This is a genomic window from Streptomyces sp. 7-21, from assembly GCF_016741785.1.
Taxonomy (GTDB): Bacteria; Actinomycetota; Actinomycetes; order Streptomycetales; family Streptomycetaceae; genus Streptomyces.
Window position 1 is genome coordinate 182,078 of the sequence record NZ_JAERRL010000006.1, and the last position, 16,349, is coordinate 198,426.

The 16,349-nt window shown below is 74.7% G+C and carries 15 protein-coding genes; 6 read left to right on the forward strand and 9 right to left on the reverse strand.

What is annotated here, in order from left to right:
- Positions 1 to 13: 13 nt before the first annotated feature.
- From cysC to JK356_RS10160, 4 genes are read left to right on the forward strand one after another with little or no spacing between them, the layout of a single operon-like run.
- Positions 14 to 574: an adenylyl-sulfate kinase gene (cysC, locus tag JK356_RS10145; protein WP_374100638.1), complete on the forward strand. Its 561-nt coding sequence runs from the start codon at positions 14 to 16 to the stop codon at positions 572 to 574.
- Between the two features lie 46 nt (positions 575 to 620).
- Positions 621 to 1,556 carry a sulfate adenylyltransferase subunit CysD gene (gene cysD, locus JK356_RS10150; RefSeq protein WP_201867293.1) on the forward strand — a complete coding sequence of 312 codons (936 nt, stop codon included), beginning with the start codon at positions 621 to 623 and terminating at the stop codon, positions 1,554 to 1,556.
- Complete coding sequence (locus tag JK356_RS10155; RefSeq protein ID WP_201867294.1) at positions 1,556 to 2,887, forward strand: sulfate adenylyltransferase subunit 1; 1,332 nt, start codon at positions 1,556 to 1,558, stop codon at positions 2,885 to 2,887. The genes cysD and JK356_RS10155 overlap by 1 nt, the downstream gene beginning before the upstream one ends.
- A 55-nt stretch (positions 2,888 to 2,942) precedes the next feature.
- Entirely contained in the window at positions 2,943 to 3,725 is a 783-nt protein-coding gene (locus tag JK356_RS10160; RefSeq protein ID WP_201867295.1) for a sirohydrochlorin chelatase, read from the forward strand.
- Between the two features lie 34 nt (positions 3,726 to 3,759).
- On the opposite strand, the gene JK356_RS10165 is transcribed toward JK356_RS10160, so the two are convergent.
- The 4 genes from JK356_RS10165 to JK356_RS10175 all read right to left on the reverse strand — a co-directional run bounded on the left by JK356_RS10165 (position 3,760) and on the right by JK356_RS10175 (position 7,260).
- Positions 3,760 to 4,272, reverse strand: coding sequence for a winged helix-turn-helix domain-containing protein (locus tag JK356_RS10165; protein WP_201867296.1), 513 nt, complete (start codon positions 4,270 to 4,272; stop codon positions 3,760 to 3,762).
- Positions 4,273 to 4,496: 224 nt separating this feature from the next.
- Positions 4,497 to 4,640 (reverse strand): putative leader peptide, encoded by a 144-nt coding sequence (locus tag JK356_RS22545; RefSeq protein ID WP_374100639.1) that lies wholly within the window; start codon positions 4,638 to 4,640, stop codon positions 4,497 to 4,499.
- A gap of 232 nt (positions 4,641 to 4,872) precedes the next feature.
- Positions 4,873 to 5,793, reverse strand: coding sequence for a sulfite exporter TauE/SafE family protein (locus JK356_RS10170; protein WP_201867297.1), 921 nt, complete (start codon positions 5,791 to 5,793; stop codon positions 4,873 to 4,875).
- A 225-nt stretch (positions 5,794 to 6,018) separates the two neighbouring features.
- The gene (locus tag JK356_RS10175) at positions 6,019 to 7,260 is read right to left on the reverse strand and encodes an SAV2148 family HEPN domain-containing protein (RefSeq protein WP_201867298.1); all 1,242 of its coding nucleotides are present in this window, start codon (positions 7,258 to 7,260) and stop codon (positions 6,019 to 6,021) included.
- A gap of 146 nt (positions 7,261 to 7,406) precedes the next feature.
- Between JK356_RS10175 and treY the strand changes: the two genes are divergently transcribed.
- Both treY and treZ read left to right on the forward strand, forming a co-directional pair.
- The gene (gene treY, locus JK356_RS10180; RefSeq protein ID WP_201867299.1) at positions 7,407 to 9,854 is read left to right on the forward strand and encodes a malto-oligosyltrehalose synthase; all 2,448 of its coding nucleotides are present in this window, start codon (positions 7,407 to 7,409) and stop codon (positions 9,852 to 9,854) included.
- Positions 9,855 to 10,538: 684 nt separating this feature from the next.
- A complete protein-coding gene (treZ, locus tag JK356_RS10185; protein WP_201867300.1) occupies positions 10,539 to 12,344 on the forward strand; it encodes a malto-oligosyltrehalose trehalohydrolase in 1,806 nt (601 codons plus the stop codon).
- Here the strand turns inward: treZ and JK356_RS10190 are convergent.
- The 5 genes from JK356_RS10190 to JK356_RS10210 form a co-directional block, all read right to left on the reverse strand.
- A complete protein-coding gene (locus tag JK356_RS10190; protein WP_201867301.1) occupies positions 12,307 to 12,942 on the reverse strand; it encodes a LysE family translocator in 636 nt (211 codons plus the stop codon). The genes treZ and JK356_RS10190 overlap by 38 nt on opposite strands.
- A 92-nt stretch (positions 12,943 to 13,034) precedes the next feature.
- Positions 13,035 to 13,439, reverse strand: a complete 405-nt coding sequence (gene msrB, locus JK356_RS10195; protein WP_201867302.1) for a peptide-methionine (R)-S-oxide reductase MsrB — start codon at positions 13,437 to 13,439, stop codon at positions 13,035 to 13,037.
- Positions 13,440 to 13,450: 11 nt separating this feature from the next.
- Entirely contained in the window at positions 13,451 to 14,890 is a 1,440-nt protein-coding gene (gene murC, locus JK356_RS10200) for a UDP-N-acetylmuramate--L-alanine ligase (protein WP_236671072.1), read from the reverse strand.
- Between the two features lie 64 nt (positions 14,891 to 14,954).
- Entirely contained in the window at positions 14,955 to 15,422 is a 468-nt protein-coding gene (locus JK356_RS10205; RefSeq protein WP_201867303.1) for an indole-3-glycerol phosphate synthase, read from the reverse strand.
- A gap of 133 nt (positions 15,423 to 15,555) precedes the next feature.
- A complete protein-coding gene (locus tag JK356_RS10210; RefSeq protein ID WP_201867304.1) occupies positions 15,556 to 16,341 on the reverse strand; it encodes a pyrimidine reductase family protein in 786 nt (261 codons plus the stop codon).
- Positions 16,342 to 16,349: the final 8 nt, after the last annotated feature.

Here is a 16,349-nt window from a genome sequence, read left to right on the forward strand (position 1 = left end):
CCATGAACCGACAGTGAGGAAGCGGGAGATGAGCGATACCGGCAAGGGCGCCACTATCTGGCTCACAGGGCTGCCCAGTGCGGGCAAGACCACCATCGCCCGCGCCCTGGCCAAGAAGCTGGAGAGTGAGGGCCAGCGGGTCGAGGTGCTGGACGGAGACGAGCTCCGCACTTTCCTGACCGCCGGGCTGGGCTTCTCCCGCGAGGACCGGCACACCAACGTCCAGCGGATCGGATACGTCGCCGAGCTGCTGGCTTCCCACGGGGTCAAAGTGCTGGTGCCCGTGATCGCACCCTACGCGGAGAGCCGCGAGGCCGTGCGCAAGCGGCACCAGGAGGCCGGCACCGGGTACCTCGAGGTCCACGTCGCGACCCCCGTCGAGGTCTGTGCGCAGCGGGACGTCAAGGGCCTGTACGCCAAGCAGGCGGCGGGGGAGCTGTCCGGCCTCACCGGCGTGGACGACCCTTACGAGGTCCCGGTCGATCCCGACCTGCGGATCGCTGCGCATCAGCAGACAATCGAGGAATCCGCCGACGCGCTCTACGCGCTGCTCGCCGAGAGGGGAATGCTGTGAGCCGTCCGGCGAACGGAGGCGGAGAAGCGAGCGAAAGGAAGACGGCATGACAGCGGCTCTCCCGGCCTCCGGGGATTCCGATAACCCCTACGCCCTGTCGCACCTCGATGTGCTGGAGTCCGAGGCGGTGCACATCTTCCGCGAGGTCGCGGGCGAGTTCGAGCGCCCGGTGATCCTCTTCTCGGGCGGCAAGGACTCCATCGTGATGCTCCACCTGGCGCTGAAGTCGTTCGCGCCGGCGCCCATCCCGTTCGCTCTGCTGCACGTCGACACCGGGCACAACTTCCCCGAGGTCATCGCCTTCCGCGACCGCGTGGTGGCCCAGCACTCGCTGCGGCTGCACGTGGCCTCGGTGCAGGAGTTCATCGACCGCGGGCAGCTGCGTGAGCGCCCCGACGGCACCCGCAACCCGCTCCAGACCGTGCCGCTGCTCGACGCCATCGAGCGGAACCGCTTCGACGCTGTCTTCGGCGGCGGGCGGCGCGACGAGGAGAAGGCCCGGGCCAAGGAACGCGTCTTCTCGCTCCGCGACGAGTTCGGCGGCTGGGACCCCCGCCGCCAGCGGCCGGAGCTGTGGCAGCTCTACAACGGCCGCCACGCCCCCGGCGAGCACGTGCGCGTCTTCCCGCTGTCCAACTGGACCGAGCTGGACGTGTGGCAGTACATCGCCCGCGAGAAGATCGAGATCCCGGAGATCTACTTCGCCCACGAACGCGAGCTGTTCCTGCGCAACGGCATGTGGCTGGCCCCGGGCGAGTGGGGCGGTCCGAAGGAGGGCGAGCCGGTCGAGCGGCGCCTGGTGCGCTACCGCACGGTGGGCGACATGTCCTGCACCGGAGCGGTGGACTCCGACGCGGAGACCATCGAGCAGATCATCGCCGAGATCGCCACCTCCCGGCTGACCGAGCGCGGTGCCACGCGCGCCGACGACAAGCTGTCCGAGGCGGCCATGGAGGACCGCAAGCGCGAGGGGTACTTCTAATGAGCACGACCATCGAGATGTCCGCCACCTCGCTGCTGCGGTTCGCGACGGCGGGGTCCGTGGACGACGGCAAGTCCACCCTGGTCGGCCGGCTGCTGCACGACTCCAAGTCCGTGCTCGCGGACCAGCTGGAGGCCGTCGAGCTGGCCTCCCGCAACCGCGGCGCCGACGCGCCCGACCTGGCGCTGCTGACCGACGGCCTGCGCGCCGAGCGCGAGCAGGGCATCACCATCGACGTGGCCTACCGCTACTTCGCGACGCCCAAGCGGCGGTTCATCCTCGCCGACACGCCCGGGCACGTGCAGTACACGCGGAACATGGTCACCGGCGCCTCGACCGCCGAGCTGGCGATCATCCTGGTGGACGCGCGCAATGGCGTGGTCGAGCAGACCCGCCGCCACGCGGCCGTCGCGGCCCTGCTGCGCGTCCCGCACGTGGTGCTCGCCGTCAACAAGATGGACCTGGTGGACTACGCCGAGCCCGTCTTCGCCGCGATCGCCGAGGAGTTCACGCGCTACGCGGCCTCGCTGGGCGTGCCGGAGATCACCGCCATCCCGATCTCCGCGCTCGTCGGAGACAACGTCGTGACGCCGTCCGCGACGATGGACTGGTACGGCGGTCCCACGGTGCTGGAGCACCTGGAGTCCGTGTCCGTCAGCAACGACCCGTCGGCCGCCCCGGCGCGGTTCCCCGTGCAGTACGTGATCCGGCCGCAGACGCCCGAGTACCCGGACTACCGGGGCTACGCCGGCCAGATCGCCTCCGGCGTGCTGCGCGTCGGCCAGCGGGTGACCGTGCTGCCGTCGGGGCTGTCCAGCACGGTCTCAAGCATCGAGGCCCTGGGCCAGTCCGTGGACTTCGCCTGGGCCCCGCAGTCGGTGACCATCTCGCTCTCAGACGACCTCGACGTCTCGCGCGGCGACATGATCGTGCCCGCGGACGCCGCGGTGACGCCGACCCGCGACATCACGGCGACGGTGTGCCACCTGCACGACCGGCCGCTGACGCCGGGAGCCCGGGTGCTGCTCAAGCACACCACGCGCACGGTCAAGGCGATCGTCAAGGAGATCCCGTCCCGGCTGACGCTGGACGACCTGTCCCAGCATCCGGACCCGGGTGAGCTGGCGGTCAACGACATCGGCCGCGTGGTGATCCGCACCTCGGAGCCGCTGGCCATGGACGCCTACGCGGACTCCCGGACCACCGGCTCGTTCCTGCTGATCGACCCGGCGGACGGTACGACGCTCACCGCGGGCATGGCGGGCAACGCCTTCGCGGAGGCCGCGGCCAGGACCGCGGGCGCCGCGGACGACGACGGCTGGGACTTCTGACGCGGCGGGCGGGGCGGCCGGTCCAGCGGCCGCCCCGCCTGTGCGGAGCACGGCCATGACCAGCGAGATATCCCGTCCGGTACGCCCCGCCGCGATGCTCATCGTCGCCCACGGCAGCCGCGATCCGCGGCACGCGGCGACGGTGGCGGCGGTGGCGGAGCGGGTGCGGGCGCACCGCCCCGGCGCGCGTGTTGCCGTGGGCTTCCTCGAACTCAGCGTGCCGCTCGCCGAGCGGGCGCTGTTCCGGCTGCGCGAGGCCGGCGAGCGGGAGGTCGTCGTTCTTCCGCTGCTGCTCAGCCGCGCCTACCACGCCACGCATGACCTTCCCGCCCTGCTGGCGCAGCAGCGCGTCCGCATGCCGGACCTCACCATCCACCAGGCGGATGTGCTCGGTCCCGTCCCGGAGCCGCTGCTGACGGCGGCGCTGGAGCGGCGGCTGGCCGAGGCCGGGCTGAGCGGGCCACGCGGCAACACCGGCGTGGTGCTGGCCTCGGCGGGCACCTCGGATCCGGCGGCCCGCGCCGTGCTCGGCGACCTGGCGCGCCAGTGGCAGCGCGCGGCCGGATGGCACGCCGTGACACCCGCCTATGCCTCCGCCTCTCCGCCCCGCACCGCCGAGGCGGTGCGGGCGCTGCGGGCGGCCGGCGCGCGCCGGGTGGCCGTCGCGCCGTACGTGATCGCGCCGGGGCTGCTGCCCGACCGCATCGCGGCGGGCGCCGCCGAGGCGGGCGCCGACGTGCTGGCGCCGGTGCTCGGCGACGCCCCGGAGCTGGCCCGGCTGCTGCTGCGCCGCTACGAGGCGGCGCTGGGCGGCCCGGGAGCCCGGCTCGCGGGCTGAACCCCGCCGCCCTGCACCGCCTCGGCAGGTTCTCTCAGGCGGCCGGGACGTAGCGGTAGCCGACGCCGCGCACCGTGGCGATGCGGTTGCGGTGGCGCGGGCCGAGCTTGCGGCGCAGCCGCGCGACGTGCACGTCCACCGTCCGCTTGTCGCCGACGGCTTCGTATCCCCACACGTGTGTGACCAGGTGCTCGCGGCTGTAGACGCGGCGGGGATGGCGCGCGAGGTGGGCGAGCAGCTCGAACTCCAGGTAGGTCAGATCGAGGCTGCGGCCCTCGATCTCGGCGGTGCGCTGGGTCTCGTCGATGACCAGCCCGGCGTCGCCCTCCACGGCACGCAGCGGCCCGCGCGTGCCCGCGGCGGCCGCGGCGGCGCCGGGCGGGACGACCACGTAGCCGAGCAGGGGCACGGTGCTGCCGCCGCCGTCCTGGCCCGTGCCGGCGCGGGGGGCCAGCGTCACGGTCAGGCTGGGGGTGCCGGAGGGCGCCGGGCGCCCGGGGCGTCCGGGAAGCGCGGAGAGCGGGCGGAGAACGGCACGCTGCCGCATGGTGGTGTCCTTCCTCTGTCGTGGTCGGTGCGGCTTCGTCGGGCACGGGCGGCGGAAGCCACGCGCGGAGCGCGGACCACGACGCCCGGCGGAACGGACCTGCGAGGGATGAGAAGCGCGGCAGCTCACGGCCAGCGGGGCCGGGGCCGGCGTGCGTGACGACGTGGCGTACGAGAACGCGCAAGAGTCAGGAGCGGGGAACGCCGACGCCAGCGGGCCGCGCGTCAGTGTTCGCGCGCACAGAGAGCGCTCGCCTGCCGCCGGAGGTCGACGTGGAGGCGCTGAACGAGGAAGTCAGCCTGGCTCACAGTACGGGACTGTGCCAGCGGGTCACGGTCCGCGTCAAGGTGTAATACGGCACGTCTCACCTACCGGACATGTGGGGAACTCGCCGCTCTCCGCAGGGAGTTCTCCAGGGCAGTGCCGGGCGCGGCGCGCGCTGCCCGGCCGGCGCTTCCCCCTGCCCCGCTCCACGGGCCGCCGGCCGGGCGTCACCCCCACTCCGGGCCGTCATCGTAAAGCGAGCGCCCGCATACCGCCAGTGACCTTCCCACGGCACGCGTCCGCCCGGCCACCGGCCGTGTCCGGCGCCGCACCCGGTTACGGGCTCACCGCCTGCTGCCGGGTCTCGACCCGCGCCAGCGCGGGAAGGCCGTGCCGCTTGCGCGCCCACATCCAGGCGAGCGGCCCGAGCGCCAGCGCGGCGCCGACGATGACGCCCGTGACACCCAGCGGTACGTGCAGCATCTGGAGCCCGGAGGCGAGCAGCACGAGCGTGAGCGCGCGGCGCACCAGCCCGCCGGAGACCTGGGAGGAGAGGCGGGCGCCGAGGTAGACGCCGGGCAGGGAGCCCAGGAGCAGGGTGCCGGTCATGCCGAACTCGAAGTCTCCGAAGAGGATGTGCGCGATGGCGGCGGAACAGACCAGCGGCACGGCCTGCACCAGGTCCGTGCCGACGAGCGAGCCGGCCTTCAGCGTCGGGTACAGCAGCAGCAGCGCAATGATCATCAGGGAGCCCGAGCCGACGGACGTCAGGCCGACGACGATGCCGCCGGCCACCCCGACCAGCATCGTGGGCACCGGCCTGACCCTGATGGACAGCGCATCGTCGTCCTGCGCCCTGCCGCCCTGGGCACGCTCGCGCAGCTGGAGATAGGCCTTGACCACCATGGACGCGGCGGCCAGCAGCAGCGCCACGCCGAGGGCGGTCTTGATGATGTCCTGGACCTCCGCGCCGTCTCCGAGAGCGCGGGCGATGAGCACGCCGGCGAAGGCCGAGGGAACGGAGCCCAGCACCAGCCAGAAGACGAGCCGTCTGTTCACCGTGCCCCGGCGCAGGTGCACACCCGCGCCCACGGGCTTCATGACGGCGGAGGCGACGAGGTCGTTGGAGACCGCGGCCAGGGGCGGGACGTCAAAGAAGAGGACGAGGATGGGGGTCATCAGCGCCCCGCCGCCCATGCCGGTCATGCCGACGACCACGCCAACGAACAGGCCGGACAACGCCATCCACCAGTCCACGGCTCCGCTCCTCCAGCCCCGGGCGTTCGCACACGTCAACCTGCCGTAACCTACCGGTGCTCCCACGGTGGCAGGAGCGGGGACACCCGGCAAGCCTCCCCCGGGCCACCTGCCCCAGTAACCACGCGGTAACGGCTCGGATTTACCGGGCGGATGGCCGACACCTTCCGGTGGCACGGGTTCCGTGCGCGATAAGGGTCTCACCCCGCGGGTGTGCCGCCGGGGTCAGGACACCGCCCGCGACCGCTCCCACGTCCACTCGAACTCGTCGCGGTAGATATCGAACAGCCCCTGCTCGCCGTGGCGGTCGTCCTTCAGCAGATCACGGCCGCTGCGCCGCAGTACGAAGGCCGGCGTCTCCATGCCGCGGGTGCGCCGCAGGTAGGACTGCACGACCGCCACCCCGTCCGGTCCGTCGGCGTCGACGAAGTAGGCGCTGAAGCGCGGGGTGTCATCGTAGACGTGGATCTCGAACGCCTCCGGGTCGCGCACCCGGCTCCGCACTCGCCGCACGTGCAGGATGGCCGTCTCCACCGAACGCCCCAGCTCTCCGCGCTTGAGCCCCAGTTCCCGCTCGCGCCGCCGCATCGCGCCGCTCGCCGGGTTGAGGAACAGCAGCCGCACCCGGCACCCGGCGTCCGCCAGCCGGACGAGGCGGCGGCCGGGGAAGTTCTGCACCAGCAGGCCCAGCCCTATCCCCATGGCGTCCAGCCGCCGGGCGTCACCGAACAGCTCGTCGGCGGGCAGGTGGCGCTGGAGCCGCACCCGGTCGGGATGGACGCCCGCCACGTCGGTGAACCTGTCGCCCACCAGATGTTCCAGGACGTCGGCGGGCAGCCGCCCGGCCGACGGCGGGGCGGCGCCGGAGTCCAGCAGCCGCAGCAGCCGCGCACAGGCGCGCTCGGCCTGCTCCAGCACGGCCCGGCTCAGGCCCCGGTTGCGGCTGACGGCGGCGCGCGCCACCTCCAGCTCATCCAGGGTCAGCTCCACCTCGCGGCGGTTGTCCAAATACGGCGCGAAGCAGGGCCAGTGCTGCACCATGAGTTCACGCAGCTGCGGGAGCGTCAGGAAGGAGAGCACGGTGTCGTCGGCCGGATCGAGCACGTGCCCCTTGCGCCGGCTCACCTCGCGCAGCGCCGCGGCGCGCTGCACCCACTCCTGCCCGGTCGGGCCCGCCGCCGCGATCTCCCACTCCGCGCCGTGCAGCGGCTCGTACACCGGCCGCAGCACCGCTCCCACGACGGCGCGCAGCCGCTGCTCGACCAGGTTGAGCCAGACGTACGCCCGGCCCGCGCGCTCGACGCGGGTACGGACCTCCGACCAGTCCTCGGCGCTCCATTCCAGGTCCACGCCGATCTCGACCGGTCTCGGCACCGAGACCGCCCCGGCCGGGAGCGCCCCCTCTTCGGGAGGCTCGGTGGCGTCGCCCCCGTTGCCCGAGGGCAGCTCCAGCTCCGAAGAGCTCACCAACCGCACCGCCTTCCGCCCCGCTGATGGATCAAGGAAGACTACTGCGGCTCCCCCCGGGCGTGCAGCCCGGTCCGCCATGATGTACCGGCCGAGGCCCGGCCGTGCCGCGCTTGCCCGCGCGGCTGCCGGGGCAGAGGGTTCCCATGACGCCTGCGCACCGCATGCCCACCGCCACCTACCGCGTGCAGCTGCAGCCCGCATTCCCCTTCGCGGCGGCTGAGGAGATCGTCCCCTACGCGGCTTCCCTGGGCGTCAGCCACCTGCACCTGTCACCGGTGCTGGAAGCGGTGCCCGGCTCCGCGCACGGCTACGACGTCACCGACCACGGCCGGGTGCGCCAGGAGCTGGGCGGCGAGGAGGGGCTGCGGCGGCTGTCGCGGACGGCCCGGGCGCATGGCCTGGGCCTGATCGCCGACATTGTGCCCAACCACATGGCGGTGCCCGCGCGCACCGAGCTGAACCGGCCGCTGTGGGAGGTGCTGCGGGACGGGCGGGCCTCGCGGTTCGCCCGCTGGTTCGACATCGACTGGGAGGCCGGCGGCGGCCGGGTGCTGCTGCCGGTGCTCGGCGGCCCGCTCGCGGACGAGCTGCCGGCGCTGACGGTCGAGGACGGGGCGCTGTGCTACGGCGAGCACCGCTTCCCGCTCGCGGCGGGCACGGCCGGCCTGCCGCTGCCCGCGCTGCTGGAGGCGCAGCACTACCGGCTGGCCTGGTGGCGCCTGGCGCGGACCGAGCTCAACTACCGCCGCTTCTTCACCGTCTCCGGCCTGATCGGGCTGCGGGTGGAGGATCCGGAGGTGTTCGAGGCCACGCACGCGACCATGCTGCGGCTGCTGGCGGAGGGGGTGATCGAGGGCCTGCGCGTGGACCACCCCGACGGCCTCGCCGACCCCGGCGGCTATCTGCGGCGGCTGCGGGAACGGGCGGACGGGGCCTGGATCGTGACGGAGAAGATCCTCGGCGCGGGTGAGCAGCTGCCCGCCGCGTGGCCGGTGGCGGGCACCACCGGATACGACGCGCTGCGCCACATCGACGGGGTCTTCCACGACCCGCAGGGCTGTGCGGAGCTGACCGAGCATTACCGGGCGTTCACCGGCGCCCCGCCCGACCACGGGGGCGAATGGGACGCCACCGTCCTGCGCGCCGCGTACAAGGTGGTCACCCACGAGCTGGCCGCCGAGACCAGCCGCCTGGCCCGCGCGGCGGAACGCGTCTGCGCCGCCGATCCCGGGCTGCGGCTGCGGGACCACGCGCCCTGGGCACTGCGCACGGCGCTGACGGAGCTGCTGGTGCGGCTGCCGGTGTACCGGCCCTATGTCGAGGCCTCCTCGCCTCCCTCGCCGGTGGACGAGGCCATGCTGGAGACGGCCGCCGCCGCGGCGCGGGCCAGGTTCGAGTCCGGCGAGGAGGCGGCGGCCGTGGACACCGTGCGGGACCTGGTGCTGGGACGCTTCGGCGAGGGCGGCGACCTGACGGATGTGCGGGTGCGGTTCGCGCAGGTCGCCTCGGCGGTGCGCGCCAAGGCCGTGGAGGACACCGCGTGTTACCGGTACGTGCCGCTGCTGTCGGCCGCCGAGGTCGGCGGCGACCCGGGCCGGCCGGCGCTGCCGCCGGAGACGTTCCACGCGTTCTGCGCCCGCGTGCAGCGGGACTGGCCGCGCACCGGCACGGTGCTGACCACGCACGACACCAAGCGCAGCGGTGACGTGCGGGCGGCGCTCGCGGCGCTGAGCGAGCATCCTCACGACTGGGCGGACCTGGTGGCGCGGCTGACCGAGGAGACCGCGCGCGCGGGCGTGCGGGCCCCTGACCCGCACCTGGCGTGGGCGGCCTGGCAGACGGCGCTGGGGCTCGGCGAGCCGGACCACGAGCGGCTGCTGGCCGCGGTGCTCAAGGCGGCGCGGGAAGCGGGGCTGCACACCTCCTGGACGGAGCGCGATACGGCCTACGAGGCGGCGGTCGAGCGGTTCGTGCTGGCCGGGCCGGGGCGGCAGCCGTACGCGCTGCGCGAGTTCCGCCGGGCGCTGGCGCCGCGGGTGCGGGCCGCCACGCTCGGGACGGCGCTGCTGCACCTGACGATGCCCGGCGTGCCGGACGTGTACTGGGGCAGCGAGACCCGCTATCTCGCGCTGGTGGACCCCGACAACCGCCGGCTGCCGCAGCTGCCGGTCGCCGCGCTCGCCGCGCTGGACGCTCAGGCGCCGGGCGCGGTCACCGAGGGCGGCGGGGCACCGCCCGCGTACGACCTGCCGGCGGAGAAGCTGCGGGTGACGGCGGCGGCGCTGCGGCTGCGGCGGGAACACCCCGGGTGGTTCGGCCCGCGCGGCGGCTACCAGCCGCTTCCGGCGGAGGGACCCGCCGCGGCGCACTGCCTGGCGTTCGCCCGCGCCGGGCGGGTGATCACGGCCGTCACCCGGCTGCCGCGCCGCCTGGCGGAGTCGGGCGGCTGGGCCGGCACCCACCTGCCGCTGCCGGACGCCGGGCGCTGGCGCGACGTGCTGACGGGCCGTGCGGTGGCGAAGAAGGCACGGCTGGCAGAGCTGTTCGCCGACGGCCCGGTGGCGCTGCTGGTCCGGGACGAGCGGCGCTGACCCCCCTCTGATCCCCTTGCGGGCCTGCCGTCCACCAGCTGCCGCGCCCTCGCCCGCGGCGACGGGCCGTCACCGGCGGGCCCACCGCGCGGTTCCGGCCACGTCACGGCGGGCGACGCGCGGGCGGCACGGCCGGACCGGCTCCGCCGCCTGTCGTCCTGCCAGCCGCGCGCGGACCCGCGCCGGGCGAGGGCACCGGCGACGGGATCGTGCTGCCGTTGCGTCAGGAGTCTTTACAGCAGTACGTCGGCAGGGTTACGGTCCCTCGTGGTGGGAGCGCTCCCACCGCCTCATGGGTCATCCCCCACCTCATCACGGCCGGAAGGGACACAGCGCGATGCGTGACCACCCACCGCGGCGGGCATGGCCGCGCAGTTCCGCCGCCGTCCGGGCGGTCCCGGCGCGCCCGTCCTTTCCCGTGACGGCCCGTGAGGTGCCCCCGGAGGCCGCGGAGCCAGCGCGCCGTGACGCCCGTACGAGCCGTCGCACGCACGGCGGGGCCGCCGCCCCGCCCTGGGCCTCCGGCCCCGCACGGCAGGCCGCCCTGGCCGGCTGAGCGGTTCCGGATTTCCGGCCTGCTGCCCCACCTCCCAGCCCCCGCTTGGGTGGCAGGCCGGATTCCGTCCTTGCCCACCGTCCCGCGCGGCGCCCCCACGTCGCGCGGGGCGGTGGAACCATGACCACATGACAGCACCCAGCCCGTCCGTGACGCCGTTCTCGGTCTGGGCGCCGCGTGCGGAGCGCGTCACGCTCCACCTCGCGGGCCGAGCGGTGGCGATGCGCCCCGACCCGGCGCGCGCTGGCTGGTGGCGCGCTGAGGAGCCCGCCGCGCCCGGCGACCGGTACGGCTTCTCGCTCGATGGCGGCCCGGTCCGTCCCGACCCCCGGGCGCGCCGGCTGCCGGAGGGGCCGGGACGCCCCGGCGCGGTCACCGCGCTCGGCGCGTACCGCTGGCGCCACTCCTGGGCCGGGCGGGGGCTGGGGGCGGACACCGTGCTGTACGAGCTCCACGTCGGCACGTTCACGCGCGAGGGCACCTTCGACGCGGCGGCGGCGCGCCTGGGCCACCTGGCTGCCCTCGGCGTCAGCCACGTCCAGCTGATGCCGGTCTGCCCGTTCCCCGGCCGGCACGGCTGGGGCTACGACGGGGTCGCGCCCTGGGCGGTGCACGAGCCGTACGGCGGCCCCGAGGGACTCCAGCGCTTCGTGGACGCGGCGCACGGCCACGGCCTGGGTGTGGTGCTGGACGTGGTCCACAACCACCTGGGCCCGTGGGAGAACCGGCTGGCAGAGTTCGGCCCCTACTTCACCGACCGCCACCACACTCCCTGGGGCTGGGCAGTCAACCTCGACGGGCCCGACGCCGCCGAGGTGCGCGCCTACTTCACCGGCAGCGCCCTGGCGTTCCTGCGCGACTACCGGCTCGACGGCCTGCGGCTCGACGCCGTGCACGCCCTGTGCGACGACAGCGAGCCGCACTTCCTGGCGGAGCTGTCACGGGCCGTGGACGACCTGGCCGCCGAGCTGGGCCGCCCGCTCTTCCTGATCGCCGAGTCCGACCAGAACGACCCCGCCACGACCGCGCCCCGCGCCGAAGGCGGCATGGGGCTGGCCGCGCAGTGGAACGACGACTTCCACCACGCGCTCCACGCCGCGCTGACCGGCGAGTCACAGGGCTACTACGCCGACTTCGCCCAGCGCCCGCTCGCCGCCCTGGCCAAGACCCTCACCGGGGCGTTCTTCCACGACGGCGGCTACTCCTCCTTCCGGGGCCGCGCCCACGGCCGTGCGCCCGACCGCGACGCCACGGCGGCGGGACGGTTCGTCGGCTACGCCCAGACCCACGACCAGATCGGCAACCGCGCGCTCGGCGACCGGCTGGCCGCGCTGGCCGGCCAGCAGCGGGCGGCGCTGGCAGCGGCGCTGGTGCTGTGCGGGCCGTTCACGCCGATGCTCTTCATGGGCGAGGAGTGGGGCGCCACGACGCCCTGGCAGTACTTCACCGACCACCAGGACCCGGCGCTCGCGCGGGCGGTGAGCGAGGGGCGGCGGCGGGAGTTCGCCGGGCACGGCTGGCGCGCCGGGGACATCCCCGACCCGCAGGACCCGGCGACACGCGAGCGCTCCTGCCTGCGCTGGCCCGCGGACCCCGCCGGGAACCGGATGCTCGGCTGGCACCGCCGCCTGATCGCAGCCCGGCGCGCCCATCTGCCGCCGGACCTGCGGCTGGCGGACGTGGAGGTGCGCCATGACGAGCGCGAGGGCTGGCTGGCCGTCCGCTCCGGCCCGCTGGTCGTCGCCGTCAACGTGGCGGCCGGCCACACCACGGCCGCCCGGCTGGCCCCGGGGCGGTACACGCCGCTGGCCGCTACCTGCCGCTGTGACCCGCCTGGCGGCGACGGGCGGCTGCGGCTGCCGCCGCTGTCAGCGGCCGTGCTGCTGCGGGAGCCGGTCAGGACTCGACCGCCAGGCCGACGCCCAGGGCGATGAGGACGCAGCCGGATATCCGCTCCAGGCGGCGGCGCGCGCCGGGGCGCTCCAGCACCCGCCGCAGCCGGCCCACGCCCCAGACGTACGCGGCGTAGTAGCCGGTCTCGAACACCGCCCAGACGCCTGCCAGCGCGGTCATCGCGGCGAAGTGCGGCACTCCCGCGGGCACCGACGGCGGCACGAACTGCGGCAGGAAGGCCATAGCGAAGACCCCGGCCTTCGGGTTAGCCAGGTTCAGCAGCAGCCCGGAGCGGTAGGCCCGCCAGGGCCGCGGCGCCGCGTCCGCCGCGGCGCCGGCCAGATCCGCCCCGTCCGCGCGCCGGGCCTGGCGCAGCGTGTGCACGCCGAAGCCGACGAGCACCGCCACGCCCGCGATCCGCATACCGTCATAGGCGAGCCGCGAGGCCTGGAGCAGGGTGGTCAGGCCGAGGGCCGCGCACAGCCCCCACACGAACACGCCGGTCTCGTTGCCGAGGACCGTCATCATCCCGGCGCGGCGGCCCCGCAGCGCGTTGCGGATGATCAGGATGGTGCTCGGCCCCGGCGACGCGGCGATCAGCAGGCAGGCGGCGAGGAACGCGGGCAGGGTGCTCAGCATCCCCGTATCGTCCCCTCCACGCTTGTCCGGCCGGTCTGGCGGACCCCCCTCGTGCGGCGCTCACCCGCCGCCCGCCGCCGGATCGCCGCCGGTCAGCGCTCCTCGAGCCGGACCGCGATCGAGTTGATGCAGTACCGCAGGTCCGTCGGCGTGTCGTAGCCCTCGCCCTCGAAAACGTGGCCGAGGTGCGAGCCGCAGGTGGCGCAGAGCACCTCGGTGCGCGGACGGCCCGGCAGCGAGTAGTCGGGGCGGGTCTCGACGGCGTCGCTGTCCGCCGGGTCGTAGAACGACGGCCAGCCGCAGTGCGACTCGAACTTCGTCTCGGACCGGAACAGCTCCGCCCCGCAGGCCCGGCAGTGGTACACGCCAGGCGTCTTGGTGTCTGTGTACTCACCGGTGAAGGCGGGCTCGGTGCCCGCCTGCCGCAGCACGCGGTACTCCTCCGGGCTGAGCTGCTCGCGCCACTCCTCTTCGGTCTTCTGCACCCGGTACGCCATCACTGTCTCCTTCACGCTGTCCGGTCGGTTCCCGGCTCCGCCGCCAGGCGGGCCAGGATCCGGGGCCCGAGCTCGGTCACGTCGCCCGCGCCCATGGTGACAACCAGGTCACCGCGGCGCGCCATTCCCGCCAGGATTCCAGGCGCCTCGGCGAGCGCGGAACCGGGGAGCACCCGGGCGCCGCTGCTGCGGGCGGCGTCCGCGACCAGCTCGCTGGTCACGCCGGGGAGCGGGTCCTCGCGGGCCGGGTAGATGTCCAGCACGAGGCAGGCGTCCGCCAGCGCCAGGGCCCGGCCCATCTCGGCACCCAGCTCCCGGGTGCGGCTGAAGAGGTGCGGCTGGAAGACGACCAGCACCCGGCCCTCGCCGGCGGCGTCCCGCATGGCCTCGATGTCGGCGGCCATCTCGGTGGGGTGGTGAGCGTAGGAGTCGACGACCCGCACCCCGCGCTCCTCCCCCACCGGTGTCAGCCGCCGCCGCACGCCGGTGTAGGTGCCCAGCGCCTTGGCCAGGCCGTCGGCGGGCACGCCCGCCGCCACGCCCGCCGCGAGCGCGGCCACCGCGTTGTGCGCGTAGTGCCGGCCGGGCACAGACACCGGGATGGTCAGCTCCTCGCCGCGCAGCAGCACGGTGACCTCGCTGGTGAGGCCGCGCGGCTCGACGCGGGTGATGCGCACGTCGGCGCCGGGTGACTCGCCGTAGGTCAGCAGGCGCGGCCCGGCCGCGCTGGCGCCGATGCGACGGGCCAGCTCCCTGGCTCCGGCCTGGTCGGCATTGGTCACCAGCGTGCCGCCGGGCACGATCCGGCCGGCGAAGGTCTCGAAGGACTCGTAGACCTCCTCCAGCGACGCGTAGTGCGCGTGGTGGTCCAGCTCGGCGTTGAGGATGACCGCGACCTCGGGCGCGTAGCGGTGGAAGCTGCGGTCGCTCTCGTCCGCCTCCGCCACGAACAGCTCGCCGTCACCGTGCTCCGCGTTGGAGCCGGGGACATCGAGGTCGCCGCCGATCGCGTAGGACGGGGCCAGGCCGAGCGTGCGCAGCGCGACGGCGAGCATGGAGGTCGTGGTGGTCTTGCCGTGCGTGCCGGCCACCGCGATGGCCCGCTTGTCCGCCATCAGCGCGGCCAGCGCCTCGGAGCGGTGGATCACGGGCAGGCCGCGGCGCCGGGCCTCGGCCAGCTCCGGGTTGGTGTCCCGGATGGCGCTGGAGACGATCACGCAGCTGGCATCGGCCGCCAGGTGCGCGGCGTCGTGGCCGATGTCGACGCGGGCGCCCAGGGCGCGCAGCGCGGCGGCCGTCCGCGAGTCGCGCGCGTCGCTGCCCGCGACGCGCGCGCCGCGCTGGGCGAGGATCTTCGCGATGCCCGACATGCCGGCCCCGCCGATACCGATGAGGTGGGGCCGTGCCATGGCGCCGCCCATGGGCGGGGCGGCCGGGTGCGCCGGTGTCATGCGTGTTTCTCCCTGGTCGAAGCGTGGCCCGACGATTGTCGCACCCGGCGGGGCCGCTCCCGCGCTATTCGGCGTGGGCGAACAGCTTCAGCACCGGGACGCCCGTCCGGTGGCGCGCGCGGGAGGCCCAGTCGCGGTGGAACAGCTCCTCGACGTAGTGCGGCGCGGTCAGGACGATCACCTCGTCGGCGCCGGTCTCCTTCACGACGGCCGACAGCTCGCCGATCGGGTCGTCGCCGAGGAGGCGCCCGGCCGCGTCGGCACCGGCCGCGCGCAGGGCGCGCACCGAGTGGTCGAGGGCGCGCTGGTCCGCCTCCCGCCCGTCGTGCTCCTCCGGCTCGCGCGTCTCCCGGACCGCCTCGCCGAACTCCCCCAGTGCGACGTCGTCCAGCGCGCGCAGCAGCCGGTCCTGGTCGCCGCGCGGACGCAGAAGCACCACGAAGGACTGCCGATCCTCGCCGTGCAGGGTGGTGACCAGCTCCACGTCTGTGGGCGCCAGGGGTTTTTCGATCATGAGAACTGTCGTGATCACGGCGAGAGCCCTTCGTCGGGCCGGGTCCCGCGAACCCCGGCAGAAACCATACTTCCCGCGATGACGGGGAGCCGTGCGCCGCACGCGCGTCCGCCCGCATCAGGATAAGCGGAAGGTGATATTCCGGCCGCTGTCATGCCCGCTGGTACCGGGCGAACAGGAAGCCGGCGTCCTCCAGCAGACTGGTGAGCGCCAGCTCCTGCGGCACCGGCAGGCCGGGCCCGTGCATCACCCGCTCGGCCGTACCGGCCGCCAGCCGGGGGGACGTGGTCAGGCACAGCTCGTCCAGCGCGCCCGCGGCGGCGAACTGCGCGAGCAGCCGCGGGCCGCCCTCGGTCAGCATCCGGGTGTACCCGCGCGCGGCCAGCTCCCGCTTGGCACGCAGCGGATCGACGGCGGAGCCCTCCCCCGCCACCACCACCTCGGCGCCCGCCGCCCGGGCGGCGGCCACACCGGCCCCGGGCGCGTCACCGCCGGTCAGCACCAGGGTGGGGACAAGCGGCGAGGTGAACAGCGGCGCGCCGAAGTCGAGGCGCAGGCTGGCGGAGACGACGGCGATGGCGGCCACGGGCGCCTGGCCGTCCCGCGCGCGCCGGGCCGCGAAGTCCGCGCGCCGCTTGGCCGGCCGGTACTCCTCGCGCCGGACCGTTTCCGCTCCCACGACGATGACGTCGGCCAGCGCCCGCAGCACCCCGAAGACGCGCATGTCGGCGGCGCCGGACAGCGGCTGGGAGCGCCCGCCGTGATGCGCGGCGCCGTCGGCCGAGGCGACCATGTTGGCGCGCAGCCAGGCCGTCCGGTCCGCCGCGCCGCCGGGCCTCGGGTCCGGGTAGGCGTACGCCTCGGCCAGTTCGGCCAGGGTCCACTCGCGGTCCTCGGCGCTGTCCGCGGTGGCGGGCGGGGGATACAGGCGTCGCATGGGGCGCA